The sequence below is a fragment of the Nonomuraea sp. NPDC002799 genome (assembly GCF_053592075.1).
Genome location: NZ_JBSFVA010000001.1, coordinates 555,989 through 579,322, shown reverse-complemented (window position 1 = coordinate 579,322; position 23,334 = coordinate 555,989). Strand labels below are relative to the sequence as shown.

Below are 23,334 nucleotides of genomic sequence, written 5' to 3'. Positions count from 1 at the left end.
TCCTCCGGGCGGAGCCCAGTTCGACGGGTTCGACATCCGGTCAGATCCCGCTGCCGGCCGGGTGAGCGGCCCTGTAGTTGGCGGCGACCGTGGTGATCCTGCCGCCGTCCTTCGTCAGGGTGTTGCCCAGGATCCCAAGGGTGTCGCTCCAGACGTCGGCGATGGTGTTGAAGCGGCCGACGAACATCTGGCCCACTGCCGGCACGCCGGCGAGCGGCACGAGGTTCCAGCCCTCGAAGCGAGGGACCCGCTCCTTGATCATGTGCACGCCCCGCCCCGTGCTGGCCAGGGTGCCCCCGAACGTGTCCAGGATGCCGATCTCGATCTCATAACCGGTCAGATTCGACTTCCCGCCGGGATCGGTGGGGCGTGTGGGCTGGCGCGGGATGGCGGGCGCCGGCGTGGCGGGCTTCGCGGGCCGCAACGACGGCGGAAGGCACGTCGGCGGCGGGCAGGCGGGGGTGTGCGGGCACGGGCTGACCATGCTCGGCAGCGGCGCGGGAGACGTCGTGGGACTCGGCGTCGCGCTGGGCGTCTCGCTGGGCGTGGGCGTGGGCGTGGGCGTGGTGCTGGGGCTCGGGCTGGGCGTCGGCGTCGTGCCGGGGTCCGGCGTGGTGCTCGGGCTGGGGCTCGGCGTCGTGTCCGTGCTCGGGCTCGGGGCCGGTGTCGTGCTCGGGCCGGGCGGCGACGTCGTGTCCGGGCTGGGACTCGGGCTGGGGGCCGGGGTCGCCGAGGTCGGGGGCGTCGGCGTCCCGCCGGTGGGCGAAGTGCTCGCCGCGGGCGTCGAAGGGCTCGGCGAAGCGCTGAAGGATGGCGAATCGTTCGACACCCGATCTTTGTACCATCGCGTTATGTCACAAAATATGACGTTTGTGCAGGTTAAGATCGAATGCAGTGAGTTTTAAGGCGTTAGTAACCTGACGTTCTTCTGAGCCGGGCGACATCAGTAGGGCTTGTAGGTGCCGCCGTGTTCCAGTGACTTGATGCCGGGATGGTTCGCGAGGTCCCCGTAGCGGCTGTAGGTGTACAGGACGCCGGCGATGATGTTGTCCACGGGCTCCCGGATCTTGTCGTAGGGGGGCAACATGTGCGCGTTGAACGTGGGCGGGATCGTCTGCATCAGGCCCTGGGACGGCACCCCGTTCTGGGCGTTGATGTCCCAGTTGTTGATCGCGTTGGGGTTGCCGCCGGACTCGTAGGCGATGATTTGCGCGATGCGCTCGATGGTCAGGGGGTCGTTCGGGTCCAGGTTGCTCACGTCCAGGCCGCGCTTGCGCAGGATCGCCGCCATCTCCGGCGACTTGATGATCGTGAGGGCCTCTTTGATCCACCCGACGATCTGGGGCTTGACCGCCGAGATGTCGCCGTACGAGGAGGGCGCGCCGGCTCCGCCACCCGTCGTGCCGCCACCCGTCGAGCCGCTGCCCCCATTGGGGCCGCCTGCCGAGGAGAGCGTCGTGGTGGGTTTGTAACCCGTCGTCTTCTGCCAGTCGACCTTGTGGTCGCCGGGCTCGAAGTCGGCGCCGTCGGGCTGACGGATGTTGTGGAAGTACCGGAAGCCGTCCTCCCCGAGCTGATCGGTCAGCGCCTTCTTGGCCGTGGTGAGGGCGGTCTCGGCCTCGGTGACGGCCTGGTTGGCCTTGCCGACGGCGCCGCTGAGGGACGAGACCCCCGTCAGATGCTTCTCGACGTCGTCCGCGGAGGCGTCGGGATGGTTCCGCTTGTAGGTGCCCTCCTCCGCCACCGCGGTCGTGTGGAGGTTGTTGATCGTGCTGTGCGCGGTCTCCAGGGCGCCGGCGGCGGTGTCGAGCGCGGTGGCGCAGGTGATGACCGCCCCTTGCAGGCCCTCTCCCGCCTTCGGATAGGCGGTCATGTACGTCTTGAAGGCATCGGCCGAGCTGCCGCCCCAGGCGCTGTCGACCTCGTTGACGTAGCGCGTGAGCCGGCCGGTCGACGTGGTGACGTGCTCGGCGACCGTGCGCAGCCCGGCGGCGATCTTCATGATCGACTGCGGGTCGCCCGCCACCTTCTGCTTCAGCGAGGCCAGGGTCGTGACGAGGCTCATGCTCCGGAGGCTCCTTCGGCGGTCCTGAAGTTGGCGGCGACCTCGCCGAGGGCCGCGTCGACGTTCTTCAGGCGGTTCCGCCCGGCCCCGAGATCCTCTTCGGTCGAGGCCCAGACCGTGTTCACCAGGGTCGCCAGGTCGCCCGCGCCCGCGATGTCGCCGAAGAGGGCGGCCTTGGCGTCGCCCTTCGGCTGCGGGGTGTCGCTCTCGACGAACGCGTCATCCACCGACAACATGTTCCGCACCCGGCCGGCCTGCCGTCCGCACTCCTCGAGCGCCAGGACGTGCACATCGACAAAACCCATGAAACTCCTTGACCGACTCGCCAGGTGCGCTAACAACCGAGAATAGTGGACTCGAGCCTCTGCTGCCCCAGCGGAATCAGGAGCAGCATGCCTATCAGGACGGCTCCAGATACGCGGTCTGGATCAGGCGCGAGCCGTACTTCCGGTCGACGTAGAAGCCGCGGCCGACCGGCAGGGGCTGCGGGCGGATGTTGCCGAAGAGCTGGCCTTCCTCCCGGTTGCCCGACATGATCAGCGCCGGGCTGGCCATCTCCTTGATGCGCTGGACGGCCTGGTCGTACATGGCGCGGCTGGCGCCGCCGCTCTGCCGGGCCAGCACGAGGTGCAGGCCGATGTCGCGGGCCTGCGGCAGCAGCTCGGCCAGCGGCAGCAGCGGGTTGTTCGAGGTGGCCACGAGATCGTAGTCGTCGACCACGATGTACAGGTCCGAGCCCTGCCACCAGCTCCGCGCGCGCAACTGGTCCGGCGTCAGGTCGGCCGGGGGCAGGCGCTTGAGCAGCGCGGAGCGCGCGTCCTGGATCAGCTCGGCGGCGGCGGTGCTGGAGGCGGCGTAGCCGATGCGGTGGTCCGTCACCGCCGTGTCCAGCAGCGCGCGCCGGTAGTCGATCACGATCATCATGGCTTCGCTCGGCGTCTTCCTGGCGGTCACGCCCTCCATGATCAGCTTGAGCACGTTGGACTTGCCGCACTCGTTGTCGCCGAACACGATGAAGTGCGGGTCGGTCTCGAAGTCGAGCACGACGGGCGCGAGCGAGTCCTCGTCGATGCCGAGCGCGATCCGGTTCGGGCCCGTCAGCTCAGGCGACGGCATGGCGGCGGCGGGCAACATCGAGGGCAGCAGGCGCACGGGACGCGCGGACGGCCCGGGCCAGGACTGCCGGACGAGCTCCACCAGCGCCCGCATCCCGTCGGCCGAGTCCTCGGCCGTGGTCTGCCCGTCGATCCGCGGCAGCGCCGACAGGAAGTGCATGCCGTCCCTGGTCAGGCCGCGCCCGGGCACCCCTTCCGGCACGGCCATCGACGCCTTCCTGTTGATCTCCGACTCGTACGCGTCACCCAGCTTGAACTCGATCCGGGTGCCGAACAGGTCGCGGATGCCCGCGCGGAACTCCGACCACTTGTTGGAGGAGACGACCACGTGGATGCCGTACCCGAGCCCGCGCGCCGCCAGGTCGGTGATCACGGCCTCCAGGCTCTCGAACTCCTGCCTGATCGTCAGCCACCCGTCGACGACCAGGAACACGTCGCCCCAGCCGTCACCTTCGAGGGTGCCGTCGGCGATCATGCGCCGGTAGGCGGCGATGGACTCGACGCCCTGATCGGCGAACTCCCGCTCGCGCTGCCGCAGCAGCCCGGTGACCTCGGCGACCGTCCTTCGCACCCGGTCGCCGTCGAGCCTGGTGGCGATGCCGCCGACGTGCGGCAGCCCGTCCAGCACCGCCAGGCCGCCGCCGCCGAAGTCGAGGCAGTAGAACTGCACCTCGCGGGGCGTGTGGGTGAGCGCCATGCTGGCGATCAGCGTGCGCAGCACGTTGCTCTTGCCGCTCTGCGTGCCGCCCGCCACGCCGATGTGCCCCGCCGCGCCGGACAGATCCAGCCAGTACGGGTCGCGCCGCTGCTCGAACGGCTTGTCGATGATCCCGACGACGGCGTGCATCCGGCCCCTGCCGTCCCAGCCGGGCGTGGACAGGCCGAGCTCCGGCGTGACGGTGAGCGGCGGCAGCAGGTGCGCGAGCGTGGGCGGCTCGGCCAGCGGGGGCAGCCAGATGCGGTGGGCGGGCGGGCCCTTCCCGTCCAGGCGGCTCACCAGGACGTCGAGCAGGCTGTTCTGGGAGGCGCGCTCGGTCACCTCCGCGATCGTCTCCGCCTCCTTGGGCGGCTGCTGCACGACGGGGAGCGGCACGTGGGACGAGCCGTACTCGACGACCTGCCGCATGATCGTGTTGCCGTCGCCCTCGCCGGCGAGGCGGGAGTCGGACTGGTGGGCGCCCGACACGTACGCGGCCTTGAACCGGGTCATGCCGCTGGTGTCGAACTTCAGGTAACCGTTGCCCGGCGCGGAGGGCAGCTCGTACGCGTCGGCCACGCCCAGCACGACCCGGCTCTCCATGGCGGAGAAGGTCCGCAGGCCGATGCGGTACGACAGGTGCGTGTCCAGGCCGCGCAGCCGGCCCTCCTCCAGCCGCTGCGAGGCCAGCAGCAGGTGCACGCCGAGCGAGCGGCCCAGGCGGCCGATCATCACGAACAGCTCGATGAACTCGGGCTTGGCCGACAGCAGTTCGCTGAACTCGTCCAGCACCACGAAGAGCGTGGGCATCGGCGCCAGGGCGACGCCCTGCTCCCTGGCCCGCTCGTAGTCGCGTAGCGAGGCGTAGTTGCCGGCCGAGCGCAGCAGCTCCTGCCGGCGCACCATCTCGCCGTGCAGCGCGTCGTGCATACGGTCGACCAGCGGAAGCTCGTCCTCCAGGTTGGTGATGACGGCCGAGACGTGAGTGAGCGACTCCAGCCCCAGGAAGGTCGCGCCGCCCTTGAAGTCGACGAGGACGAAGTTGAGGATCTCCGAGGAGTGCGTGACGGCCAGGCCGAGCACCAGCGTCCGCAGCAGCTCGCTCTTGCCGGAGCCGGTGGCGCCGATCACCAGGCCGTGCGGCCCCATGCCGCCCTGCGCGGACTCCTTGATGTCCAGCTCCACCACGCGCCCGTCGGCGCCGAGCCCGATCGGCACCCGCAGCCTGTTGCGGCCCGCCCGGGGCCGCCAGCTCACGGCCGGGTCGAGGAGCGTCGCGTCGCCCACGCCGAGCAGGTCGGTCAGCGTGGTGTTGGCGGACAGCACGTCCTCGATCTCGCCGCCGACGGCCGCCGAGGCGCGCAGCGGCGCGAGCTGCCGGGCCAGGCCCTCGGCCCGCATGTAGTCGACGCCGTCGGCGTCGCCGAGCCGCGTCTTGTGCTCCTTGCCCGCGTGGTCGATCTTCACCATGTGGAACCCGTCCGGCTGGACGTCCAGCCGCAACGTGTTCTTCTCCTCCACGTCGGCCGTGGCGCCGGACAGGTCGATCACCGTGACGCCCTGGATGGCGTCGCTGCCGAGCTGGGAGTCGTGCGGCACGTGCCCGCCGTCCATGATCAGCACGTGGTAGGGCAGCGAGTCGGAGGCCGAGCCAGGCCGGAAGCGGGCCCGCTCCTTGAGGTCATCGCCGACCAGCCGGTCCAGCTCGCCGAGGTTCTCCGTCATCAGCCGTACGGGGCCCGCCGCGTCCACCTCGTCGGGATGCAGCGCGTGCGGCAGCCACTTGATCCACTCCCAGTGCGGCATCGTGTCCGCCTCGGCGCAGACCATGATCCGCATGTCGTCGGGGGAGTGGAAGACGGTGAGCTGGGAGATCATGGCGCGTACCAGGTCACGCACGACGGTGGGGTCGCCGGTCAGCCGCATCCTGGCGAACGAGCCGAGCGCGACGGCGACGGGCAGCCCGGCGACCGTCGAGTGCGCCCTGACGAACCTGCGCAGCGCGCCGGCCGACAGCGCGTCCAGGTCCTCCACCGGCTTGGAGTCCGGCGGGATGAGCTGGATGGCCAGCTTCTGGACGCCGGTGCCGAGCCGTACCGTGGCGAAGTCCTCGTCCCGGGGGCGGCGCTCCCACAACCGGGGGCTCATGGCGATCCACCACAGGGCTTCGGGCTCGGGGCCGCCCCACTCCAGTGCCTCGCGCTGCTGCTTGGCCGCGCGCCTGGCCTTCTTGCGCACCTGGCCCAGGTAGCGGAAGTAGTCGCGCCGGGCGCCGTTGAGCCGGTGCTTGCGCTCTCCCGACTGGCGGCCGACCTGACCCAGCGTCATGCCGACCATGGAGAGCGCGAACAGGCCGCTGGCCACGTACATGATCGGGTTGGAGTTGCCGCCCGCCGTGAACATCAGGCCCATCGCCGCGCCGCCCGCCACCATGGGGAGATAGGTGAGGACGGCCGTGAAGCCCTGGCTCTGGACCTCGGGGATCTCGGGGGGCGACTCCAGCAGAACCTCACCGCGCGGCGGCTTGGGGCCGGGGCGGCGTTCTGGGCGGCGTACGACGACGATGCTCATCGAGACGTTCTTACCAGAAGAGACCAGATATGTTCTCTGTTGTCCGTGAGCACACGTGGGGACGCAGAGGTTTCAATGGGACAAATGGTTCATGGGTCTCCGCCCGGTCGGCCGGTCCACGGGCCACCGTCCGGGCCGCCCCCGATGTACGGCCCTCCCCGAGGGTTCCAAGGTCATCCGCCCGGCCCGCCCTCCAGTCAGGGTCCCCTCCAGCAGGGCGCGCTCTCACAGGTGCCCATGCCGCTGCCTTCGCAGTGCCATCTGACGATCGTGGGCCCGCGGCGCAAGGCCGACCTGTCACTGCCCGCCGACATCCCGCTGCCCAACGTGCTGCCCTCCTTGCTCCGGGCGCTGGGCGAGGTCGGCGGCGACGCCGTGTCGGCGCCCGGCTGGACCCTGCAGCGCCTCGGCGGGTCGCCGCTCGACCTGGGGCAGAGTCTGGGCTCGCTGGGCGTGCTCGACGGCGAGATCCTCTACCTCAGGCCGCGTGAGGCGGTCCTGCCGCCCGCTCTCTACGACGACGTGGCCGACGTGGTCGCCAGCGGCGTGCGCGGCGGCCGTGGCGCCTGGTCGGCCAAGCACACCCGGCTCGTGGGCGCCAGCGGCGCGACCGGTCTGCTCGTGCTGGGCGCCGTCGGCCTGGCCGTATCCGGAATGACGGGGCTGACCGTCACGATCGTGGCGGGGCTGCTGGCGCTGCTGCTGATCGTCACGGGCGCGCTGCTGTCCAGAGCCGTCGGCGACTCGCTGGCGGGGGCGCTGATCGGGCACGCCGCGCTGCCGTACGGATTCGTCGCCGGCCTGTTCGCACCGTCCACCGGGGGGACGCTGCTCGGTTTCGGCGCGCCCCACCTGCTCGCGGCGATGGCCTGCACCGCGCTGGTCGCCGCCATCGGCGGCACCCTGATCGCCGACGGCGCGACCGGTTTCCTCGGCACCGCCATCGCGACCACGGTCGGGGCGATCTGCGCGGCCGTGGTCATGGTGTGGTCGGCGTCGCCGGCCGGAGTGGTCGGGGTGGCCGTCTCGGTGCTGCTGGCCTTCACCCCCTTGGTGCCCACGTTGTCGTTCAGGCTCGCCAAGGTGCCGCTGCCGGCCATGCCGACCACCGCCGAGGAGCTGCGCAACGACAACCAGCGCCTGGACGCCGCGAGCATCCAGGAGCGCACCGTGGTCGCCCAGCGCTACGCCACCGGGATGATCGCGGCGGTCGGCATCGTGGCGCTGGTCACGCAGGCGTTGCTGGTGCTGCACGACGGCTGGGTGCCGGCGGTCATGACCGTGTCGTTGTCGCTCACGTTGATCATGCGGGCGCGGGTCTTCCGCGGGCTCGGGCAGCGGATCTGGCTGGTGGGCACGGGCCTGGCGGGGTTCGCGATGTTGTCGATGTCGCTGTTCGGCTCCGGCGGCATCGTGGGGTCGCTGGCGGTGGCCATCGGCATGTTGTGGCTGGCGCTGTCGGCGGTGGGCATCGGCCTGTGGCTGGCGATGGGGAAGCCGTCGCCGTTCTGGGGCCGGGCCGGCGACATCCTGGACCTCGTGCTGATCGTCCAGCTCTTCCCGCTCGCGCTCGGCGTGCTGGAGGTTTACAGCTGGGTGCGCGGGCTGTCCGGCTGATCTTTCGACGCAGGAGGCAGGAATGCAGGAGTTCGGAGACTTCGCGAAAATCGACCTGGAGAAGCTGGTCAAGGGCGCCGACAGGCAGCTCGCCCTGCTGGAGGAGTTCCAGGCGAACATCGGCTCGGTCGTCGGCCGCGCAGAGGACGAGAACGGCTTCGTGATCGTGGAGTACGGCCAGGAGGGCGTGCGCGAGCTGCAGGTGCATCCCAAGGCGATGCGGTTGTCCTCGGGTGAGCTGGCGGACCTGATCAAGATCGTGCTCCAGGAGGCCACGGCGGACTTCCAGCGGCGGCTCAGCGAGGAGGCGGGCGGCTTGTTCGGGGCGGACAACCCGATGAAAACGCTCTCCGACCCTGAGGCCGCGACCGCCAAGCTCAAGGGCGCGGAGTCACTTTATGATCAAGCTTTCGTGGACGTGATGGGCAAACTCGACGGCATCCGCCGCCGGATGGACCTCTGACATCGCTCGATACAGCAGGCGATCATCTGAAGTCAGGACTGATCAGGCTTTCGACCAGCGTGTTTACCGAGAAGATGCCTCGGCGCCACCGATCCGTAATCTGTGATTCCTGTGCCTTCCGTGGCCAATGGTGGCTAACATGCCATTTGATGTTGTTCGCGGAGGGTAGGCCGATCCGTCCGAGGGTGGCCGCCCGCCGTAGCAGACAACGCCACGCTGATTTGGAGGTCCAGTGTCAACTGTCGGGGCAAGTCCCGCTCAGCTCATCAAGGCGGCCGGCCACTGCCAGCAGACCGCTCAGTACATCGAAGGCATGCGGCAGCGGGTTGAGGCGATCAACAGCGGCCTGGTCAACCAGGGGTGGAAGGGCGACGCGGCGCAGGCGTTCGGCCGCGCGCTGACTTCGTGGGACGGCGAGTTCAAAAAGGTCATCGCGCTCCTCGAGCAGATGTACGACAAGATGAACATGAACGCCGGCGTCTACCGGAATGCCGCCGACCAGGACATGGATCTGATGGGCTCACTCACCAGTGCGGGTGAAGCTGGTCGCATCGACAACCTCATCAACCTGCCCCGCTGACCAGGACGGAGAACGCCATGACGCTGCCCTCAGACTACGTATACAACCACTTCCCCTCCATGGAGGCGGCCTACGAGGCGCTCAAGAAGATCGTCACCGAGCTCGACACGGCCACGGACGACCTGTACTCGGACGTCAAGACGGAGCTCGCCGGCGCCTGGGAGGGCGACGTCGAGCGCCTCTTCGACGAGAAGCGCGCGCAGTGGAACGAGATCGAGAAGGCGATGGGACTGCAGCTCTTCAAGGCCGCGGAGGTAGTCAGCATCGCCAAGGGCAACTACGAGATGGCTGAGAAGAAGAACATCAACATCTGGATGGACTAGCACGCTGGTCCATCTTCTCGGCCATCGCCCTGGGGCGCGGTGGCCGAGAGCACCGTTTCCTAGGAGCGAGGCATGACTCATAAGGATGCGATGGACGGGGGTTACGATCCCCTGCGGATCGATCCCCATCTGTTCGATGACGGTACCGGGCGAGAGAACTCGCCGTCCCAGATGCGCGCCATCGCGACGGAGCTGAGAATCAACCTCGACGCGATGCTCGGCCACAGCGAACGACCGAACGGCAACGTCAAGCAGATCTCGACGGAAGGCGGGCTCACCGCGGCGCAGATCGGGCAGTGGAACGACGCCCTCGCGCTCGCCTCGACCGTGGGATCGCACAACGCGGGCAAGAAGTTCGCCGACGTCTACACCAAGTTCATCGAGGCCTACCAGAGCGTGGTCGAGGCCATTGAGGCCAGTGCGGCCAACCACGACAAATCGCGTCGTGCCAGCGAGGGTGAGGCCTGATGGCCGACCGCAGGACCGTCGTCATCCCGACGTACGAGAAGACGCCGCAGGGCGCGTGGGAGCGCAACACCAAACCTGAGATCAAGCGGTGGCTCGACAACACCGACCCGTTCTACGTCTCCGGCACCGGACAGACATACGTGTACGCGGCCTCGAAGATCGAGGCGGCCATCGCCTCTCTCGAAGAGCACGCCGCCAAGATCGCCAACGTCTGGAAGGGGCCGGACGCCGCCAAGGCCCGGCACGCCCTGGAGATGCTGCACGCTTCGGGCAACGAGCTGTCCACCAAGCTCAACGACATGGGGACGGCGCTCCAGTCCTACTCGGGACACCTCGAAACCGCCCAGGCCAAGGTCAACGAGAAGCAGAGCGTCCCATCGGGCCTCGACGCGTCCGAGCAGGCCCTGGCCCAGGAGACTCTGGACAACACGCACGCCCAGCGGGTGCTGCACGAACTCAACCAGAAGATCAAAACCGTCTACGACGTGGAGCTCCCGCGCGAAGTCTCCTACGAGCTGCCGACGGTCAGCCTTCCCACGGCGCCCATCACGACCCGGACCCCTGACTATCCCACCGGGACCGAGATCTCGACCGGCTCCAACAACAACTCCGGCAGCTCGGGCGACGACGAGACCGGGGGCAACAGGACCACGGGCTCGAACACCGGCGGGCCGACCACGGGCTCGAACACCGGCGGCCCGACCACGGGCTCGAACACCGGCGGGCCGAACACCGGCGACTCCAATACGGGCGGCTCCGAAACGGGCGGTTCGGACTCCGGAGAGCCCGGCCAGGACGGATCCGACGGATCCGACGACCCCGGCACCCAGGATCCGGGCACCCAGGATCCGGGCACCGGCCAGGATCCCGGGTCGCAGAACCCTGGGGACGACTCCGTCGACGGCACGGTACCGCCGGTCATCGGGGCCGCCGACAAGACGGTCACCGACGCCGCCGCGAACCCCACCGATCCCCGCCTGACGGACATGGCGAACTATCAGCCGCCGACCACGATCACCCCGCCGACCACGTCGATCGCGCCGCCGTCCACCGCCTACACCCCGCCGTCCAGCATCTTCACCCCCACGCCCGTGGGCGCTTCGCCGGGCATCCCGTCGGTGATCGGCTCTCCGGGCGTCGGCGGCCAGGCCCTGACGGCCGGGCCCGGTGCGGCCCGCGGCCTCACCGGGGCGTCGGGCGGCATGCCGCTCATGCCGTTCATGGGAGGCGGGGGCGCCATCGGCGAGCATGCGGACCTGGAGCGGAGCACGTTCCTGGCCGAGGACTCCAGCGCCTGGACCACCGGTCACAACACGACGGACCCTGTGATCGGATGAGCGGCGAAGGCCAGTGGCCCAGCATCTCGAGCGCCCAACTCCCGAAGCCCTCGTCCGGCATCTCCTTCACCAAGGAGGAGCTGGCCAAGGGCGGCAAGAAGATCGAAGGCACTACCGATCTCTTCGGGACCCTGCGCGAGAGGTCTCACAACCTCCCTGTCCCTTGGCCGCACTTCGGCGTGGCGGGCATCGGGTGCAGCAGCGTCCACGGAAAGTGCATCTCCAGCCAGAACACTGCGCTGGACGCGGCTCGTGAGGCACTGCAGACCTGGACCACGGCCCTCGTAGCGGCCGACAAGAACTACGTGAAAGCCGATGACGACAGCGGGGACAAGGGCGACGACAAGGGTCCCACGGGCGGTCCCAAAACCCCCAAGATCCCAACCCTCAGCGGTGATATGCCCACAGGCCTCGACCCGGGCGACATGCCGACCATAAAGGGCACCGACCTTCCAGATACCGACCTGCCCGGTACCGACCTCCCCGGCACGGATCTGCCGGGGAGCGATGTGCCCGGATCCGATCTGCCGGGAAGTGACCTGCCCGGGAGTGACCTGCCGGGGAGTGACCTTCCCGGCACGGACCTGCCGGGCACGGACCTCCCCGGTACGAACCTGCCGACCACTGATCCCGCGGACATGAAGGTCCCCAGCATCGACTCGGCGCTCAACGACCCGACCAAGACCGACCTGTCGGCCTACCAGCCGACGACGCCGCAGATCGGCAGCAACCTGCCCACGGACCCCTCCAACCTGGGCACCCGCACCGGTCCCGGCACCATGAGCGGAGCCAGCACCGGCCTGGGTGTCGGAGCCGGCGCGAACAGCGGGCTCTCGGGGGGCGCGGCCGGGCTGCGCGGAGCCGGCACGTCGGGCATGCCGATGATGCCGATGATGCCGATGAGCGGCGCGGGTGGCGCGAACAACGAGAACGACCGCGATCAGACCGTCGGTCTGTCCGAGGACGAGGGTGTCTGGGGCGGCGACGAGGACATCGCTCCCCAGGTCATCGGGCTGGAGGACGAGTGAGCGTCTACAAGGAGATGTACTGGACGGCCGGGGGAATGGCGGCGTTGGCCACCGCATTGATTCGGAGTGGCTGGACGTTCTACATCACGAGTGCGATCGGCTCCATGATCTCTGACCCGGAGGGCATGGAGGGATCGGCCAAGCAGACGCTTACGACCGTCAAGAACGGCCTGACGGTCGAGTTCGAGGAGATCGACAAGCTACTGGTGAGCCTGAAGACGCAGCTCAAGGAGCAGGGGACGTGGGAAGGCGAGGCCTTCGAAGCGTTCGAGCAGGTCCACACCAGCTTCAGGGACTCGCTCAAGCAGCTTGAGGACAGCCGTAACGCGACCGGTGAAGGCCTCGAGTCCAGCGCGGCCTTCTGGAAGGTGGGCGCCATCGTCTGCGCCAGCGTCGCGGCCGTGATGCTGACGCTGGGCATCGCGAAGGCGGCGTCCAACCTGGGCGGGCCGATCGGCAAGGCGGCCGCCTGGACTGCGGAGACCGTGATCGCCAAGACCATCATCAAGGTGATGGAGAAGGTGTTCGGCAAGCACCTCCTGGCGATCGGCGCCCTCGGCGGCATCATGTACGCGGCCAACGCCTACGCGGACACGGCCGGCAAGGTCTTCCCGACGCTGAAGGCCATGCCCACCGAGATGGGCAGCATGACCTCGCTGGGCGGCAAGCCCTTCACGAACGACGGCATGATCTACGACAAGGACCTGGGCGCCCTCACCCCGAAGCGGGAACTGCCGGCCTGAGCCCGGCGCGATCCGGCCCGCCACGACCGAAGGCCATCACTGGGCGGTCGGGGCGGGCCGGTCGGTGTCACTGGGTGATCGGGGCGGGCTGCATGGCGTTCACTTCCTGCACGGGCGTCCTGGCGGCGGCCGGGTCGAGCGCGGGCCCGTCGGGAATCAGCCGGAGCAGGTGGGCGGGCACCGGCGCCACGTCCGCGGCGTCGTAGCCCAGCTTGGTCACCACGTCCCCCGTCGCCAGCCGGAATTTCTTGCCCTGATCCGTGATCAGCGAGTACTGCGTGACCGCCGAGAGCTGCCCGTCCCCCGGCAGGGTCCCGGCCAGCGCCGCGCTCCCCGGCGGCAGCAGCACCTGGTCGACCTTCTCCGGCCCCAGGCTCGCGGCCGGTGTCGGGAAGCGCAGCCTGCCACCCGTGGTCAGGACGGCCTTGGTCGAGCCCTTCGTGGTGTCCCCGTAGACGGCGCAGAGCGGGGCGGACATCCCCGGCGCCTGGAAGGCCGGCATCGTGGCGGGCAGGCCGCTGCCCATGGGGTGTTGTGCCGACACCTTGACCGCGTTGGCGCTCGCCGCGTCGATCAGCGTCTCGCGGACCGGCGACCTTCCGTACGCGATCTTGCTGTCCGGGTCCTGGAGCAGCAACTGCGCCTGCGTGTGGTTGATGGGCGCCAGGCCGTCGACGAGGAGCACGTACCAGCGCTCGGCCGCGCCCGCGACGGACGCCACCTTGTACACCTGCCCGGCCCGGGCCGCCCGGCCGCCAGGGCCCCTGACCACCTTGCCGTGCTGGAGGATCTTCGGGGCGGCGAAGTCCACGCCCGGGGGAATGGAGTTGATCCACGAGGCGGGCACGCGGCGCGGCGTCTGGTCGGTCAGCCGGTCCACGTTCGTCACGCGCATGCGCTGGTTGGCCCAGAGCACCCAGTTCTGCTGACCGTCGTTGACGATCAGCGCCTGTCCGCCCACCGGCGTGCCGCCGACGTCGATCCCGCCCACGAGCGTCACGAACGGCTTGCGCACCCCGGCGGCGTCGGCCGCCTCGACCACGCAGGCCGACCACGGCGTCTTGATCAGTCTCTCGCGTTTGGGCAAGGAGTCAGGCGCGCCCTGGATGCCCACCTTGCGACCACGCGCGAAGGGGGCCAGCGACTCGGCGGACACCGTCCTGACCTTGATCTCTTCGCTGTCGAGCATCAGGCGCGCCGACACGTAGTTCGCCACCGGCTGGAGCTTGTTCTCCTGCTGGTTGTAGACGTAGGAGGCGCCGGTCTCCTCTTCGATCAGCAACTGGCCGGCCTCGGTCAGCTTGGTCGCGCCTCCCGGTTTGAGCAGTCCCCAGATGCCGAATCCGGCCAGGATCAGCACCGCCACCAGGATCCCGCCGAACATCGCCACGTTGTGCCGCCGCATCGGCGACTCGGGCAGGTCCGGCTCTCCCTGCAGCAAGGCGAGTCCCAGGCGTTGCGTCATGAGCTTGTGCGCCTGATAGAGATCCTTCTGGGTCTGCATGATGCCTCATGTTACGCATGTTGACTATGTGTCTTCTGTACGCAAAAGAAACACTCCAGTAAGCTGCATGATCGACCGCCAAGGGGGAGGATCTTCGTGGCAGAGCCGAAAGAGCCCGCAGCATGGCCGGGTTTGCAAGCCGAGCGTGACGGCGTCACGTACAGCGCCGAAAAGATCACCAACATCGCCAAGGCCCTGGCCGAGGAGCTCAAGCCCTTCAACGGCCAGGGCGCCGCTGAGACCCGGCGCGGCTCCATCGATGACCTCACCACGTACGGCGGGCTCACCGAACTGCAGGGGCAGTTGCAGACCATTGACAAGTGGGAGGGCGGCAAGCTGTTCTCCGACACCCTGGCGCAGAGTCATACCGAGTTCCTCAACGTGTACCGCCAGGTCGTGGACAACTTCGGCATCGCGATCTCGCTGGTGGCGGCGGGTGCGGGCAACTACCCGACGGCGACCTCGGCTACCGAGGGCGAGGTCTGACCGACGTGGGCGAGAACAAGAAGCAGACGCACCAGCTGAAGCCCGCGCGCGGGGACTGGTCCGTCACTACCGGCGGCCGGAGCGTCGCCGGGGTCAAGAACTTCATCAACAGCATCGATGCCAAGCGCATCGAGGAGGCCTCCAGCGCGTACGGCGACGCCCACACCACGGTCGCCGGCGTCCAGCAGGCGATCTACAACAAGGCCGTCGAGCTGTCCAAAGTCTGGGAGGGCGCGGCCTCGGTGGAGGCACAGAAGGCGCTCCAGACCCTCCACAACACACTGGGCGAGCTGGCGACCAAGCTGAGCAGCATGTCGGCCCCGCTCGGCACGCTCGCCACCGTGGTCCGCGATCACCAGGCGTTCCTCGATGACGACTGGCAAGGGTTCCTGATGCCGACATGGCACAACCAGGCCCTGCTGGGCACCATGAACGACAGCATCGCGGACATCTACCGCACCTACAACGGCGCCCTGGGCAAGGACGCCGGCGGCAGCGGCACCGACTACGGCTCCCAGGACGAGCTGGCCGGCAAGCACCTGAAGACGTTCGGTGACGACCTGCAAGAGATCTACGACAGGATGCCGAACACGGTCGAGAAGGAACTGCGCGACATCAAGCTGCCGGTCGGGCAGAAGCCGTTCACGGAACCGATCACCTACACCGGCGGCAAGCTCACCGGTCCGGGCGACATCTCGACGACCGGGTACGACCCCGACCTGCCCGGCGGGCCGACGAGCGTGCCGGGCATGAACGACCCCTCGCTCGGCTCCGGCGACCCGGCGGCCGGCTCCATCGACCCCACGACCGGCTCCTACAACCCCGACTACACGGGGACGGGCTCACAGGGCGGCGACCTGGGAACGGGCGCCGGCACCGGCGGACCGTCCGGCGTGAACGCCTCGACCGGTCAGAGCCCCGGCGGAGTCACGGACCCGAATTACGGCTCAGCGGGGAACACCGGAAACACGGGCGCCAAGCCGACCACGACCCTGCAGGACTACCAGCCCAACGCCGGCACGTCCACGGGCGCCACCCCCACCGGCACCACGCCCAGCTACGGCCACCCTGCCACGGGGTCGTCCTCGCCGAACGGCGGCACCACCGGCGGCACGTACGGCGGTGGCGGCGGCGTCACGGCCGCCGGCGCGCCGTTGAGCGCCCGGAGCGGCACCGGTGGCAGCAACACCGGCGTGCCGATGATGCCGATGGGCGGCATGGGCGGTGGCGGCGGACAGGAGTCCTCGGACCGGGAGTCGACGACGTGGCTCCATGAGGACGACGAGGTCTACGGCGCCGGCGACACCCAGACGGTGAACAGCCAAATAGGCTGACCCCGGCCCCTCAAGGCAGCAGCAGGCCCCAGTACAGCCCCCACGGGGCGAACACGACCCCGCCCGCCATCAGCAGCCCCAGCCGCCACCTCTCGCCTGCCGACGGCCGACCCGCGCCGTCGGCGGCGAGCCCCCTGCCGTCCGGAACCGACGGCCGGCGCCACCTGATCACGGTGACCGCCGTCGCCACGACGACCACCACCGCGAGCACCTGGAGCAGCAGCCAGATGACCGGCCTACCGGCCAGCACGGGTCCAGGCGAGGCCAGCTTCCCTCCGGTCATGACCAGGTAGAACAGGTAGGAGAACCCGCCCGCCACCGCCACGAGCCCGCCGGCGCTGACCACCCGCGCCGCCGCCGATCCTCCGGCGTCGTCCTCTCGGAGCTCCCGCCGCCGCCACCGCCGGACAGAACGCCAGAGGGCCACCACCGGATACCCTCCGAACGCCACCAGGAACAACACCAACGCCGCGGCCTGCACCCCCGCCGACTCCCACCACTCGACCGGCGGGACCCCCACGCTGTCGACGTCCTGAACCGGCGTGGGCCCCGACACCTCTGCCACGGGCGCCTGCCCCGAGGTCGCCTGACCCACCCACTTGCCGACCAGCTCCGGGTAGCCGGGCGCCAGCTCGGGCAACCGGGTGACCCCACCGTCGGGCGTCCGGTGCGCCGCATGATCGGCATCAGCGAAGAACCGGAACGTGTACTGCCGGTTCCCGCCGGCCGCCAGGGCCTTGGCGAAGATCGGCGGCGTCTCCCTGGGCGGCGTCAGCAGATCGTGCACACCCCAGATGCTCAGCACCGGCTGGCGCAGGCTCTTGATGACCGGTTCCGGATCGAAGTACGGCTCCGGGAACATGTTCCCGTCCGCGATCACCCGATACAGATTGTGCTCCGCCCGAGTGATCAGCGAACCGTCCACCCCCGCCTTCCGCATCCCGGCCGCCACCGCCCAGGTCTGCTGGCGCAGCGGCTGCAGCCCGTTGGCGCCGATGAGGATGACGAACGAGATGTCCTTCGACCGCGAGGCCGCGATCGGTGCCACCCACCCGCCCTCGCTGAGCCCCCAGATCCCGACCTTCGCCGGATCCACCCCCGCCTGCGCACGAAGCGCCCCGACGGCTCCCAGAGCGTCGTCGGCCAGTTGCGCGTAGGACCTGGTGAACAGCGAGTATCCCGCGGAACGCTTGTCGTAGATCAGCACCGACAGCCCCTGCCGCGCGAAGGCGACCGCCTCGCCCAGCAGCTTCTCCCGCGGCGTGCCGGTACCGGCCCCGTGCACCAGCACCACCCCGGCGCGCGGCGCACTCTGGGCGGGCGCGGGACTGATCACGCTCCCGTGTAACAGCAGCCCACCGTCTCCCCTGAAGCTCACCTCCTTCGCCACCAGGTCAGCGGGAAGGTCAGGAACGGCGGCGTGTGCCGCCGGAGCGGCGGCGGGCAGCAGCGCGGCGACGGCCGCGAGCGCCAAACCCGTAAAAATCATTCGCATACGGCCGAGACTAGTCTGCAGAGAAATGTCGGCAAAGGTTTCTCGGCAGATCTCGTCCTTGAGGACTAGCCTGCTCCTCATGAAGGACGACGAGCCGTTCATGCTCCAAGACCCAGGCAGGCTCAAGGCTCTGGCCCACCCCATGCGCCGCCGCATGCTGACCCACCTCAACATCCACGGCCCCGCCACCTCGACCACCCTGGGCGAACTGCTCGGCGCCAAGACCGGCACCACCAGCTACCACCTTCGCCAACTGGAGAAGTACGGCTTCATCGAGGAGATCCCCGAACGCTCGTCAGGCCGGGAACGCTGGTGGCGCCGCGTGGAAGCCCCCCGGGACATCCGCCTCCCGACCCCGGATCAGCTCCCTGAGCAGGACCGCCCGGTCCTGGCCGAGTTTCACCGGATCGGCTTCGAGGAAGACCGCGCCCTGATGGAACGTTTCCCCGCCGCCTACCGCGCCGACCCGGACTGGGCGAGGGGCTCCAGGGGCCTCGCCCGGATGACCAAGGCCGAGCTGGCCGAGTTCTACGAGGCGTACATCGCTTTGCTCCTGAAGTACAGCCACCCGGCCGACGAGGCCCCGCCGGACGCCCGCCCGGTGTACGTGCGCTTCTTCACCCTCCCCGCCGACGAGGACTGACCGGCGGCGGGAGATCAGCCGTTGTCGGGAAACGCTGCCTGGACCTGGGTGATGCTCCCGGTGGTCACCAGGAACCCCCGCCCCGGTGGGCCGCCGACCATCCCGCGCGGGAGCCGGATCGTGAACAGGTCACCGTCGTTCTGTCCCTGGACCGCCAGCAGCAGCCCCGTACGTGACTTGCGCGTCTCGGCCGCGAACCCGCGATAGGCGACGGCCAGGTCTCCGGTGGTGCCGGCGATCAACAACCCGTGATCCCCGTCCCTGCCGGAGCGGAGCACCTCCTCCAGGGCCGTCCCCAGCGGAGAGTCGGCGTTGATCAGCTCCGCGTCGTCCACGAGCACGACGTAGTGCCGCTGCTCCGCGACCAGCTCCGGCAGGTTCGTGGCGTTGCCGTCCAGCACCGCCAGCGCCCCCTCCAGCTCCCGCAACGGGCTGCGCCTGGGTGCGATGGCGATGACCGGCGTGCCTTGCTCGATCAGCGAACGGGCGGCGGTCAGCAGCACCGAGGAACGCCCGGAGCGGGACGGGCCGGCGATCACCGCGCCGGGCCCCTGGGCCAGGAGGTCGAGCCCGAGCGGAGCCAGGGCGTCACCTCCCGCGCCCACCAGCGCCCACAGCGGTGACGGCGGGATGAAGGCCGGATCCAGCTCCATCGCCTGGGCGGCCGTGATGCGCATCGGGAGGGCGTCCACCCGAAGGGGCGGCTGTCCTTCCCAGCGCCAACCGGCCTTCCCTGCGGCGGCCGGCTCCGCCCGCTCGGTGGCGACACGGGCCAGGGACTGCAGGGCCGCCACCTGCGCCGGGCCCGCCGGATCCGCGGACAGGAGGGCTATGTGGTGCTCGATGATGCCGGTCTCGCCCATCGAGAGGGCGCGGCCGGGCGGCATCGACGTGGGCAGGCCCTTGAGCGGGAAGCCGGCCAGGCCGTAGTCGGAGGAGTCCGCGAGACGGAGCAGCAGACGGTCTTCGAAGACCGTGGAGACCTGGCCGAGCAGGCCGGATCGGTCGCTGGTCACCACCGCCCGCAGGCCCACGGCGGGGCCTTCGCGCAGGAGCTGGAGCAGCGCCTCGATCAGCCGGCCGTAGTCGTAGCTCTCGAACGCGGCGACGAAGCCCTCCCAGCGGTCGAGCATGAGGACCATCCAAGGGAGGTGGTGACCTGCCTGGCGGTATTCGGCGAGAGAGGCGTGCCCGGACTCGGCCAGCAGTTGCTGGCGGCGGCCGACCTCGGCGCGCAGCCGCACCAGCAGCCGCTCCACCCGGTCCTGCTGGTCGCGGGTCACCACGGCGCCGCAGTGCGGCATCGCGACCAGGGGGAGGAGGGCGCCGGAGCCGCAGTCGATCGCGTGGACGTGGGCGTCGCCGGGGGAGACCTGGGCGGCGATGGAGCCCGCGATGGTGCGGAGCGCCGTCGATCTGCCGCTGCGGGCCGATCCGGCGATCAGCAGGTGGCCGCCGTGGGCGAGGTCCAGCACCAAGGGGTGCCGGTCCTGAGCCCATGGCCGGTCGGTGACGCCGAAGGGCAACGGCGCCACCTCGACGTCGTCGGGTCGTCCCGGAGGGGCATCCGCCGTCGCGGGGACGGGCGATTCGCCGAGCGCCGGGAGGTCGAGGACGAAGTGGGCGGGAAGGGGGTCCAGCCAGGGGCTGGGCTGGATGGGGACGCCGGCCAGGCGGGTGGCCTCGATCAGGGCGTCGGCGACGAGGGTGAGGTCCGTGGCCGTCGCGTCCTCCTCCGGCGCCGGAGGCGGTGGGAGCGACCTGCCCAGGGAACGCCAGTCCACGGCCAGCACCCGGATGGTGCCGCCCGCCCGGTCGTCGGGCTGGTCGGCCGGGTTCGCCGGGCTGCGGCCCCCGACCCTGGCCGTCTGCACGGCCGTGGCCGCCCCCACCCCTGAACGCACGTAACAACGGCCGGGCGTCGACTTGGAGATGTGGGCGGCGTCCGGGGTGTCGATGACGTCGGCCGACTCGGCCGGCTCCGTCACCCGCAGGGCGATCCGCAACGAGGTGTTGGCCTGGATGTCGGCCGTGACCACCCCGGCGGGGCGCTGGGTGGCCAGAATCAGATGGATGCCCAGCGAACGGCCTCTGCGCGCGATGTCCACCAGGCCCGTGACGAAGTCGGGCAGCTCGGCCACCAGCGCGGCGAACTCATCGATGATCAGCACCAGGCGTGGCATGGCCGAGCCCGTGTAGTCCTCGATGTCCTTGGCCCCGGAGGCCAGCAGCAGGCGCTCGCGGCGGCGGATCTCGGCGGCCAGGGAGTCGAGGGCGCGTTGTGTCAGGTGGCCGTCGAGGTCGCTGACCATGCCGACCGTGTGCGGCAGGCGTACACACTCCTTGAACGCGGCCCCGCCCTTGTAGTCGATCAGCACGAACGTGAGCTGGTCCGGCCGGTTGGCCACGGCCAGCGAGCAGATCAGCGTCTGCAGCAGCTCCGACTTGCCCGCGCCCGTCGTGCCGGCGATCAGGCCGTGCGGGCCGTCGAGCCTGAGGTCCACCGTGAACGGGCCGTCCGGGCCGACGCCGATCAACGCGCGGGTGGAGCCCTCGCCCGCCCATCGCGCGCCCAGCTCCTGGCCGGAGGGGTTGGGCAGGCCCATCAGATCGAGCAGGCGAACCGCGTCGGGCAGGTTGCCCGCCGCGTCGTCCCGGCTCACGTCGCGGATCGGGGACAGGGCTCTGGCCAGGCGGTCACACCAACCGGTGGAGACCAGGTCGGCCAGGACCGGGCCGATGGCGTCGAGGCCGCCGCCGAGCAGGCGCACGAGACCGTCGGTGCCGCACGCCGCCACGGTCTGGCACTCCTCGGGCAGCAGGCGCTGGTCGTCGTCGATGGCCAGCGTGTAGACGCCCGAACGCGGGCCCTGGCGCAGCACCTGCGGCATGTTGGGCAGGCCGCGCAGCACCTGGGCGCCGTCGAGGATCACCAGGACGTCATAGGGCCGGACGTCGTAGGAGGAGAACGTGGGCTTCTCCGGGCCGCCTAGATCGTCCCAGCCCGTGGGGATCTTGCCGAGCTCGGGGATCGTGGTGTTCTGGCGTTCGTCGATGAGGGCGGCGAGCTCGGAGACGCGGCGGGCGGCCGACTCGGGATCGGTGCCGGCCAGCGTCACGCACTCCTCGCCCGCGCGCGGCGCGCAGTGCGGCAGCCAGCGCAGCCAGCCCCATCGGCGGGCCGCGTCCGCGTGCGCCGAGACGACCACGATGGCCAGGTCACGCGGGCTGTGCAGGGTGGCGGCCTGGGCGATCAGCCAGCTCGCCAGGCTGGTCGCGGCCGTACGCGGGCCCGTGACGCCGGCCACGCCCAGCCGGCGCATGGGCAGCGCCACGGGCACCGAACGGCAGATCGGCGGATCGATGGGGCCGCTCTGCTCCTCCGACAACTCCAGGTTGGCGGGCAGGTCGGCGAGGCCGACCCTGAGCCGCAGCGCGTCGGTGTCGTGGATCCGGCGCTCCCACAACCGCCGGCGCGGGCCCGTGGCCGTGAGCAGGACCTGGGCCGGGTCGGGCGCGTCGGACCTGCGCATCGCCTCGTCGGCCACCCTGGCCCGCTCGACCGCCTCGTCGAACGCCTGGACCTGCTCGTTGTACTCCTTGATCGCCTTCTTGTGCTGCTTCTTGCCGTGGCGGCGGTCGCTCCACCACTGGCCGATCATGATGATCGGGGTCATCAGGGCGACGAGCAGGTAATACCACTGCCGCAGGGCGAAGGCCAAGGTCAGCCCCAGCACGGCCGGCAGGAAGGCGGCGAGCAGTTGCAGGCGCAGGCCCTCGTTCCTGCCCGGCTCCTTGGGCTTGACGAACGTGCGCTCCGGCTCGGGCGGCCGCAGCCTGGGCGGCCGGTTGTAGGCGACGCCCCCCTCGCTCCTGGGCGCCAGGTGCGCGTCCTTAGGCTCGATCGAGGTCAGCACGAACACCGAAGAACCACAGGTCAGCACCGCCTGGTCGGGCCATTCGACCGGGTCGGCGAGCGGCCGGCCGTCGAGCTCGGGGATCTCGCCGTAGCCCGCCATGAACTGGGCGACCTCCCGCTCGGCGACCCGTGCCGTCATCTCGGCGACCTCGTCGGCCCACCGCCCCTTGAGCTTGAGTTTGGGCGCCTCACCGGGATGCCGCCACCACGCCCGCGCCACGGTGATCTTCTCCGGCGTCACGCGTACGGTCACCGCCTCCGGAGCCAGCGCCGGATCGGCGGCCGTCATCGCGCACGTCGGATCGGACCCGATGACGTGCACGCCGAGCCCCAGCCGGTGCACCGCGCCGGCCGCCGGCCCGCCCACCACCCGCACCTCGGCGACGCCGCCGGGCTCCTCGACGATGGTCGCGCGGGCGAAGCGGGCGTCGAGCGTGACCTTGTCGCCGTCGCGCAGCACGGCGACGGCGGGGGAACGCGGATCGAGCGGGCGCCCGTTGCGCCACAGGAGGGGTGGCTCGCCCAGGACGCCGGTCCGCTCGGGGCTGCGGGGCTGGGGCACCTGCGGGCCGGGGCCGCCGGTCGCCGACAGGCCGTAGGGGGCTCGGGCCTGGGTCAGCCGGACGACCTGCGCCAACGGCCCGTGGTCGCTGAGGGCCTCGCTCACCTTCGCCACCGTGGCGCCGTCGTCGCCGTCGATGACGACGTCACGGTCGCCCTGCGTGCCGAGCACGGTGAGCATGATCCGCATGGTGCCGTCTCCTCGGTCGATTCGGCCGCCAAGGTAGCGCCAGAAGCGCGGCCAGGCGGGTGGGTTGACGGCAATGGCATGGCCCGGCGGCGTGGTGTCCGGATCGAGGCCGTACGGGGGATAAATCTGCGCAAGGACGTGAATAAAGTGCCTCGTGTTGTTGAAGTGGCGACTAACCGGAAATATCGGCCTCCG

At 70.1% G+C, this 23,334-nt stretch carries 19 protein-coding genes; 12 read left to right on the top strand and 7 right to left on the bottom strand.

Annotated elements, in window-relative coordinates:
* Positions 1-40: 40 nt before the first annotated feature.
* A complete protein-coding gene (locus ACWD0F_RS02545; RefSeq protein ID WP_449872051.1) occupies positions 41-424 on the bottom strand; it encodes a hypothetical protein in 384 nt (127 codons plus the stop codon).
* Between ACWD0F_RS02545 and ACWD0F_RS02540 the strand changes: the two genes are divergently transcribed.
* Positions 402-905 (top strand): hypothetical protein, encoded by a 504-nt coding sequence (locus tag ACWD0F_RS02540; protein ID WP_449872049.1) that lies wholly within the window; start codon positions 402-404, stop codon positions 903-905. The two genes, ACWD0F_RS02545 and ACWD0F_RS02540, sit on opposite strands and share 23 nt — an antisense overlap.
* Before the next feature lie 38 nt (positions 906-943).
* On the opposite strand, the gene ACWD0F_RS02535 is transcribed toward ACWD0F_RS02540, so the two are convergent.
* From ACWD0F_RS02535 to eccCa, 3 genes are all read right to left on the bottom strand, one after another.
* On the bottom strand, positions 944-2,065 hold the full coding sequence (locus ACWD0F_RS02535; protein ID WP_449872047.1) for a transglycosylase SLT domain-containing protein: 1,122 nt from the start codon (positions 2,063-2,065) through the stop codon (positions 944-946).
* Entirely contained in the window at positions 2,062-2,370 is a 309-nt protein-coding gene (locus ACWD0F_RS02530) for a hypothetical protein (protein WP_449872045.1), read from the bottom strand. The genes ACWD0F_RS02535 and ACWD0F_RS02530 overlap by 4 nt, the downstream gene beginning before the upstream one ends.
* 94 nt (positions 2,371-2,464) lie before the next feature.
* Positions 2,465-6,448: a type VII secretion protein EccCa gene (eccCa, locus tag ACWD0F_RS02525; protein ID WP_449872043.1), complete on the bottom strand. Its 3,984-nt coding sequence runs from the start codon at positions 6,446-6,448 to the stop codon at positions 2,465-2,467.
* 237 nt (positions 6,449-6,685) lie between these two features.
* Between eccCa and eccD the strand changes: the two genes are divergently transcribed.
* The 8 genes from eccD to ACWD0F_RS02485 all read left to right on the top strand — a co-directional run bounded on the left by eccD (position 6,686) and on the right by ACWD0F_RS02485 (position 13,007).
* The gene (gene eccD, locus ACWD0F_RS02520; RefSeq protein WP_449872041.1) at positions 6,686-8,065 is read left to right on the top strand and encodes a type VII secretion integral membrane protein EccD; all 1,380 of its coding nucleotides are present in this window, start codon (positions 6,686-6,688) and stop codon (positions 8,063-8,065) included.
* A 22-nt stretch (positions 8,066-8,087) separates the two neighbouring features.
* On the top strand, positions 8,088-8,528 hold the full coding sequence (locus ACWD0F_RS02515; RefSeq protein WP_449872039.1) for a YbaB/EbfC family DNA-binding protein: 441 nt from the start codon (positions 8,088-8,090) through the stop codon (positions 8,526-8,528).
* 232 nt (positions 8,529-8,760) lie between these two features.
* A complete protein-coding gene (locus tag ACWD0F_RS02510; RefSeq protein WP_449872037.1) occupies positions 8,761-9,108 on the top strand; it encodes a WXG100 family type VII secretion target in 348 nt (115 codons plus the stop codon).
* Between the two features lie 17 nt (positions 9,109-9,125).
* Positions 9,126-9,431, top strand: coding sequence for a WXG100 family type VII secretion target (locus ACWD0F_RS02505; RefSeq protein WP_449872035.1), 306 nt, complete (start codon positions 9,126-9,128; stop codon positions 9,429-9,431).
* 72 nt (positions 9,432-9,503) lie between these two features.
* Entirely contained in the window at positions 9,504-9,899 is a 396-nt protein-coding gene (locus ACWD0F_RS02500; protein ID WP_449872033.1) for a hypothetical protein, read from the top strand.
* Complete coding sequence (locus ACWD0F_RS02495; RefSeq protein WP_449872031.1) at positions 9,899-11,236, top strand: hypothetical protein; 1,338 nt, start codon at positions 9,899-9,901, stop codon at positions 11,234-11,236. The genes ACWD0F_RS02500 and ACWD0F_RS02495 overlap by 1 nt, the downstream gene beginning before the upstream one ends.
* On the top strand, positions 11,233-12,264 hold the full coding sequence (locus ACWD0F_RS02490; protein WP_449872029.1) for a pentapeptide repeat-containing protein: 1,032 nt from the start codon (positions 11,233-11,235) through the stop codon (positions 12,262-12,264). Before ACWD0F_RS02495 ends, ACWD0F_RS02490 begins: the two co-directional genes overlap by 4 nt.
* The gene (locus ACWD0F_RS02485; protein WP_449872027.1) at positions 12,261-13,007 is read left to right on the top strand and encodes a WXG100 family type VII secretion target; all 747 of its coding nucleotides are present in this window, start codon (positions 12,261-12,263) and stop codon (positions 13,005-13,007) included. The genes ACWD0F_RS02490 and ACWD0F_RS02485 overlap by 4 nt, the downstream gene beginning before the upstream one ends.
* A gap of 67 nt (positions 13,008-13,074) precedes the next feature.
* On the opposite strand, the gene eccB is transcribed toward ACWD0F_RS02485, so the two are convergent.
* The gene (gene eccB, locus ACWD0F_RS02480; RefSeq protein WP_449872025.1) at positions 13,075-14,511 is read right to left on the bottom strand and encodes a type VII secretion protein EccB; all 1,437 of its coding nucleotides are present in this window, start codon (positions 14,509-14,511) and stop codon (positions 13,075-13,077) included.
* Between the two features lie 96 nt (positions 14,512-14,607).
* Here eccB and ACWD0F_RS02475 point away from each other — a divergent pair, with 96 nt between their 5' ends.
* Together ACWD0F_RS02475 and ACWD0F_RS02470 are read left to right on the top strand one after the other, a co-directional pair.
* Complete coding sequence (locus ACWD0F_RS02475) at positions 14,608-14,997, top strand: hypothetical protein (RefSeq protein WP_449872023.1); 390 nt, start codon at positions 14,608-14,610, stop codon at positions 14,995-14,997.
* 5 nt (positions 14,998-15,002) lie between these two features.
* A complete protein-coding gene (locus ACWD0F_RS02470; protein ID WP_449872021.1) occupies positions 15,003-16,331 on the top strand; it encodes a WXG100 family type VII secretion target in 1,329 nt (442 codons plus the stop codon).
* Positions 16,332-16,341: 10 nt separating this feature from the next.
* Here the strand turns inward: ACWD0F_RS02470 and ACWD0F_RS02465 are convergent, their stop codons facing one another.
* Positions 16,342-17,826 carry an alpha/beta hydrolase family protein gene (locus ACWD0F_RS02465; RefSeq protein ID WP_449872019.1) on the bottom strand — a complete coding sequence of 495 codons (1,485 nt, stop codon included), beginning with the start codon at positions 17,824-17,826 and terminating at the stop codon, positions 16,342-16,344.
* A gap of 79 nt (positions 17,827-17,905) precedes the next feature.
* Between ACWD0F_RS02465 and ACWD0F_RS02460 the strand changes: the two genes are divergently transcribed.
* Positions 17,906-18,469 (top strand): ArsR/SmtB family transcription factor, encoded by a 564-nt coding sequence (locus tag ACWD0F_RS02460; protein WP_449872017.1) that lies wholly within the window; start codon positions 17,906-17,908, stop codon positions 18,467-18,469.
* A gap of 14 nt (positions 18,470-18,483) precedes the next feature.
* On the opposite strand, the gene ACWD0F_RS02455 is transcribed toward ACWD0F_RS02460, so the two are convergent.
* The gene (locus ACWD0F_RS02455; protein WP_449872015.1) at positions 18,484-23,139 is read right to left on the bottom strand and encodes an FtsK/SpoIIIE domain-containing protein; all 4,656 of its coding nucleotides are present in this window, start codon (positions 23,137-23,139) and stop codon (positions 18,484-18,486) included.
* Positions 23,140-23,334 lie beyond the last annotated feature (195 nt).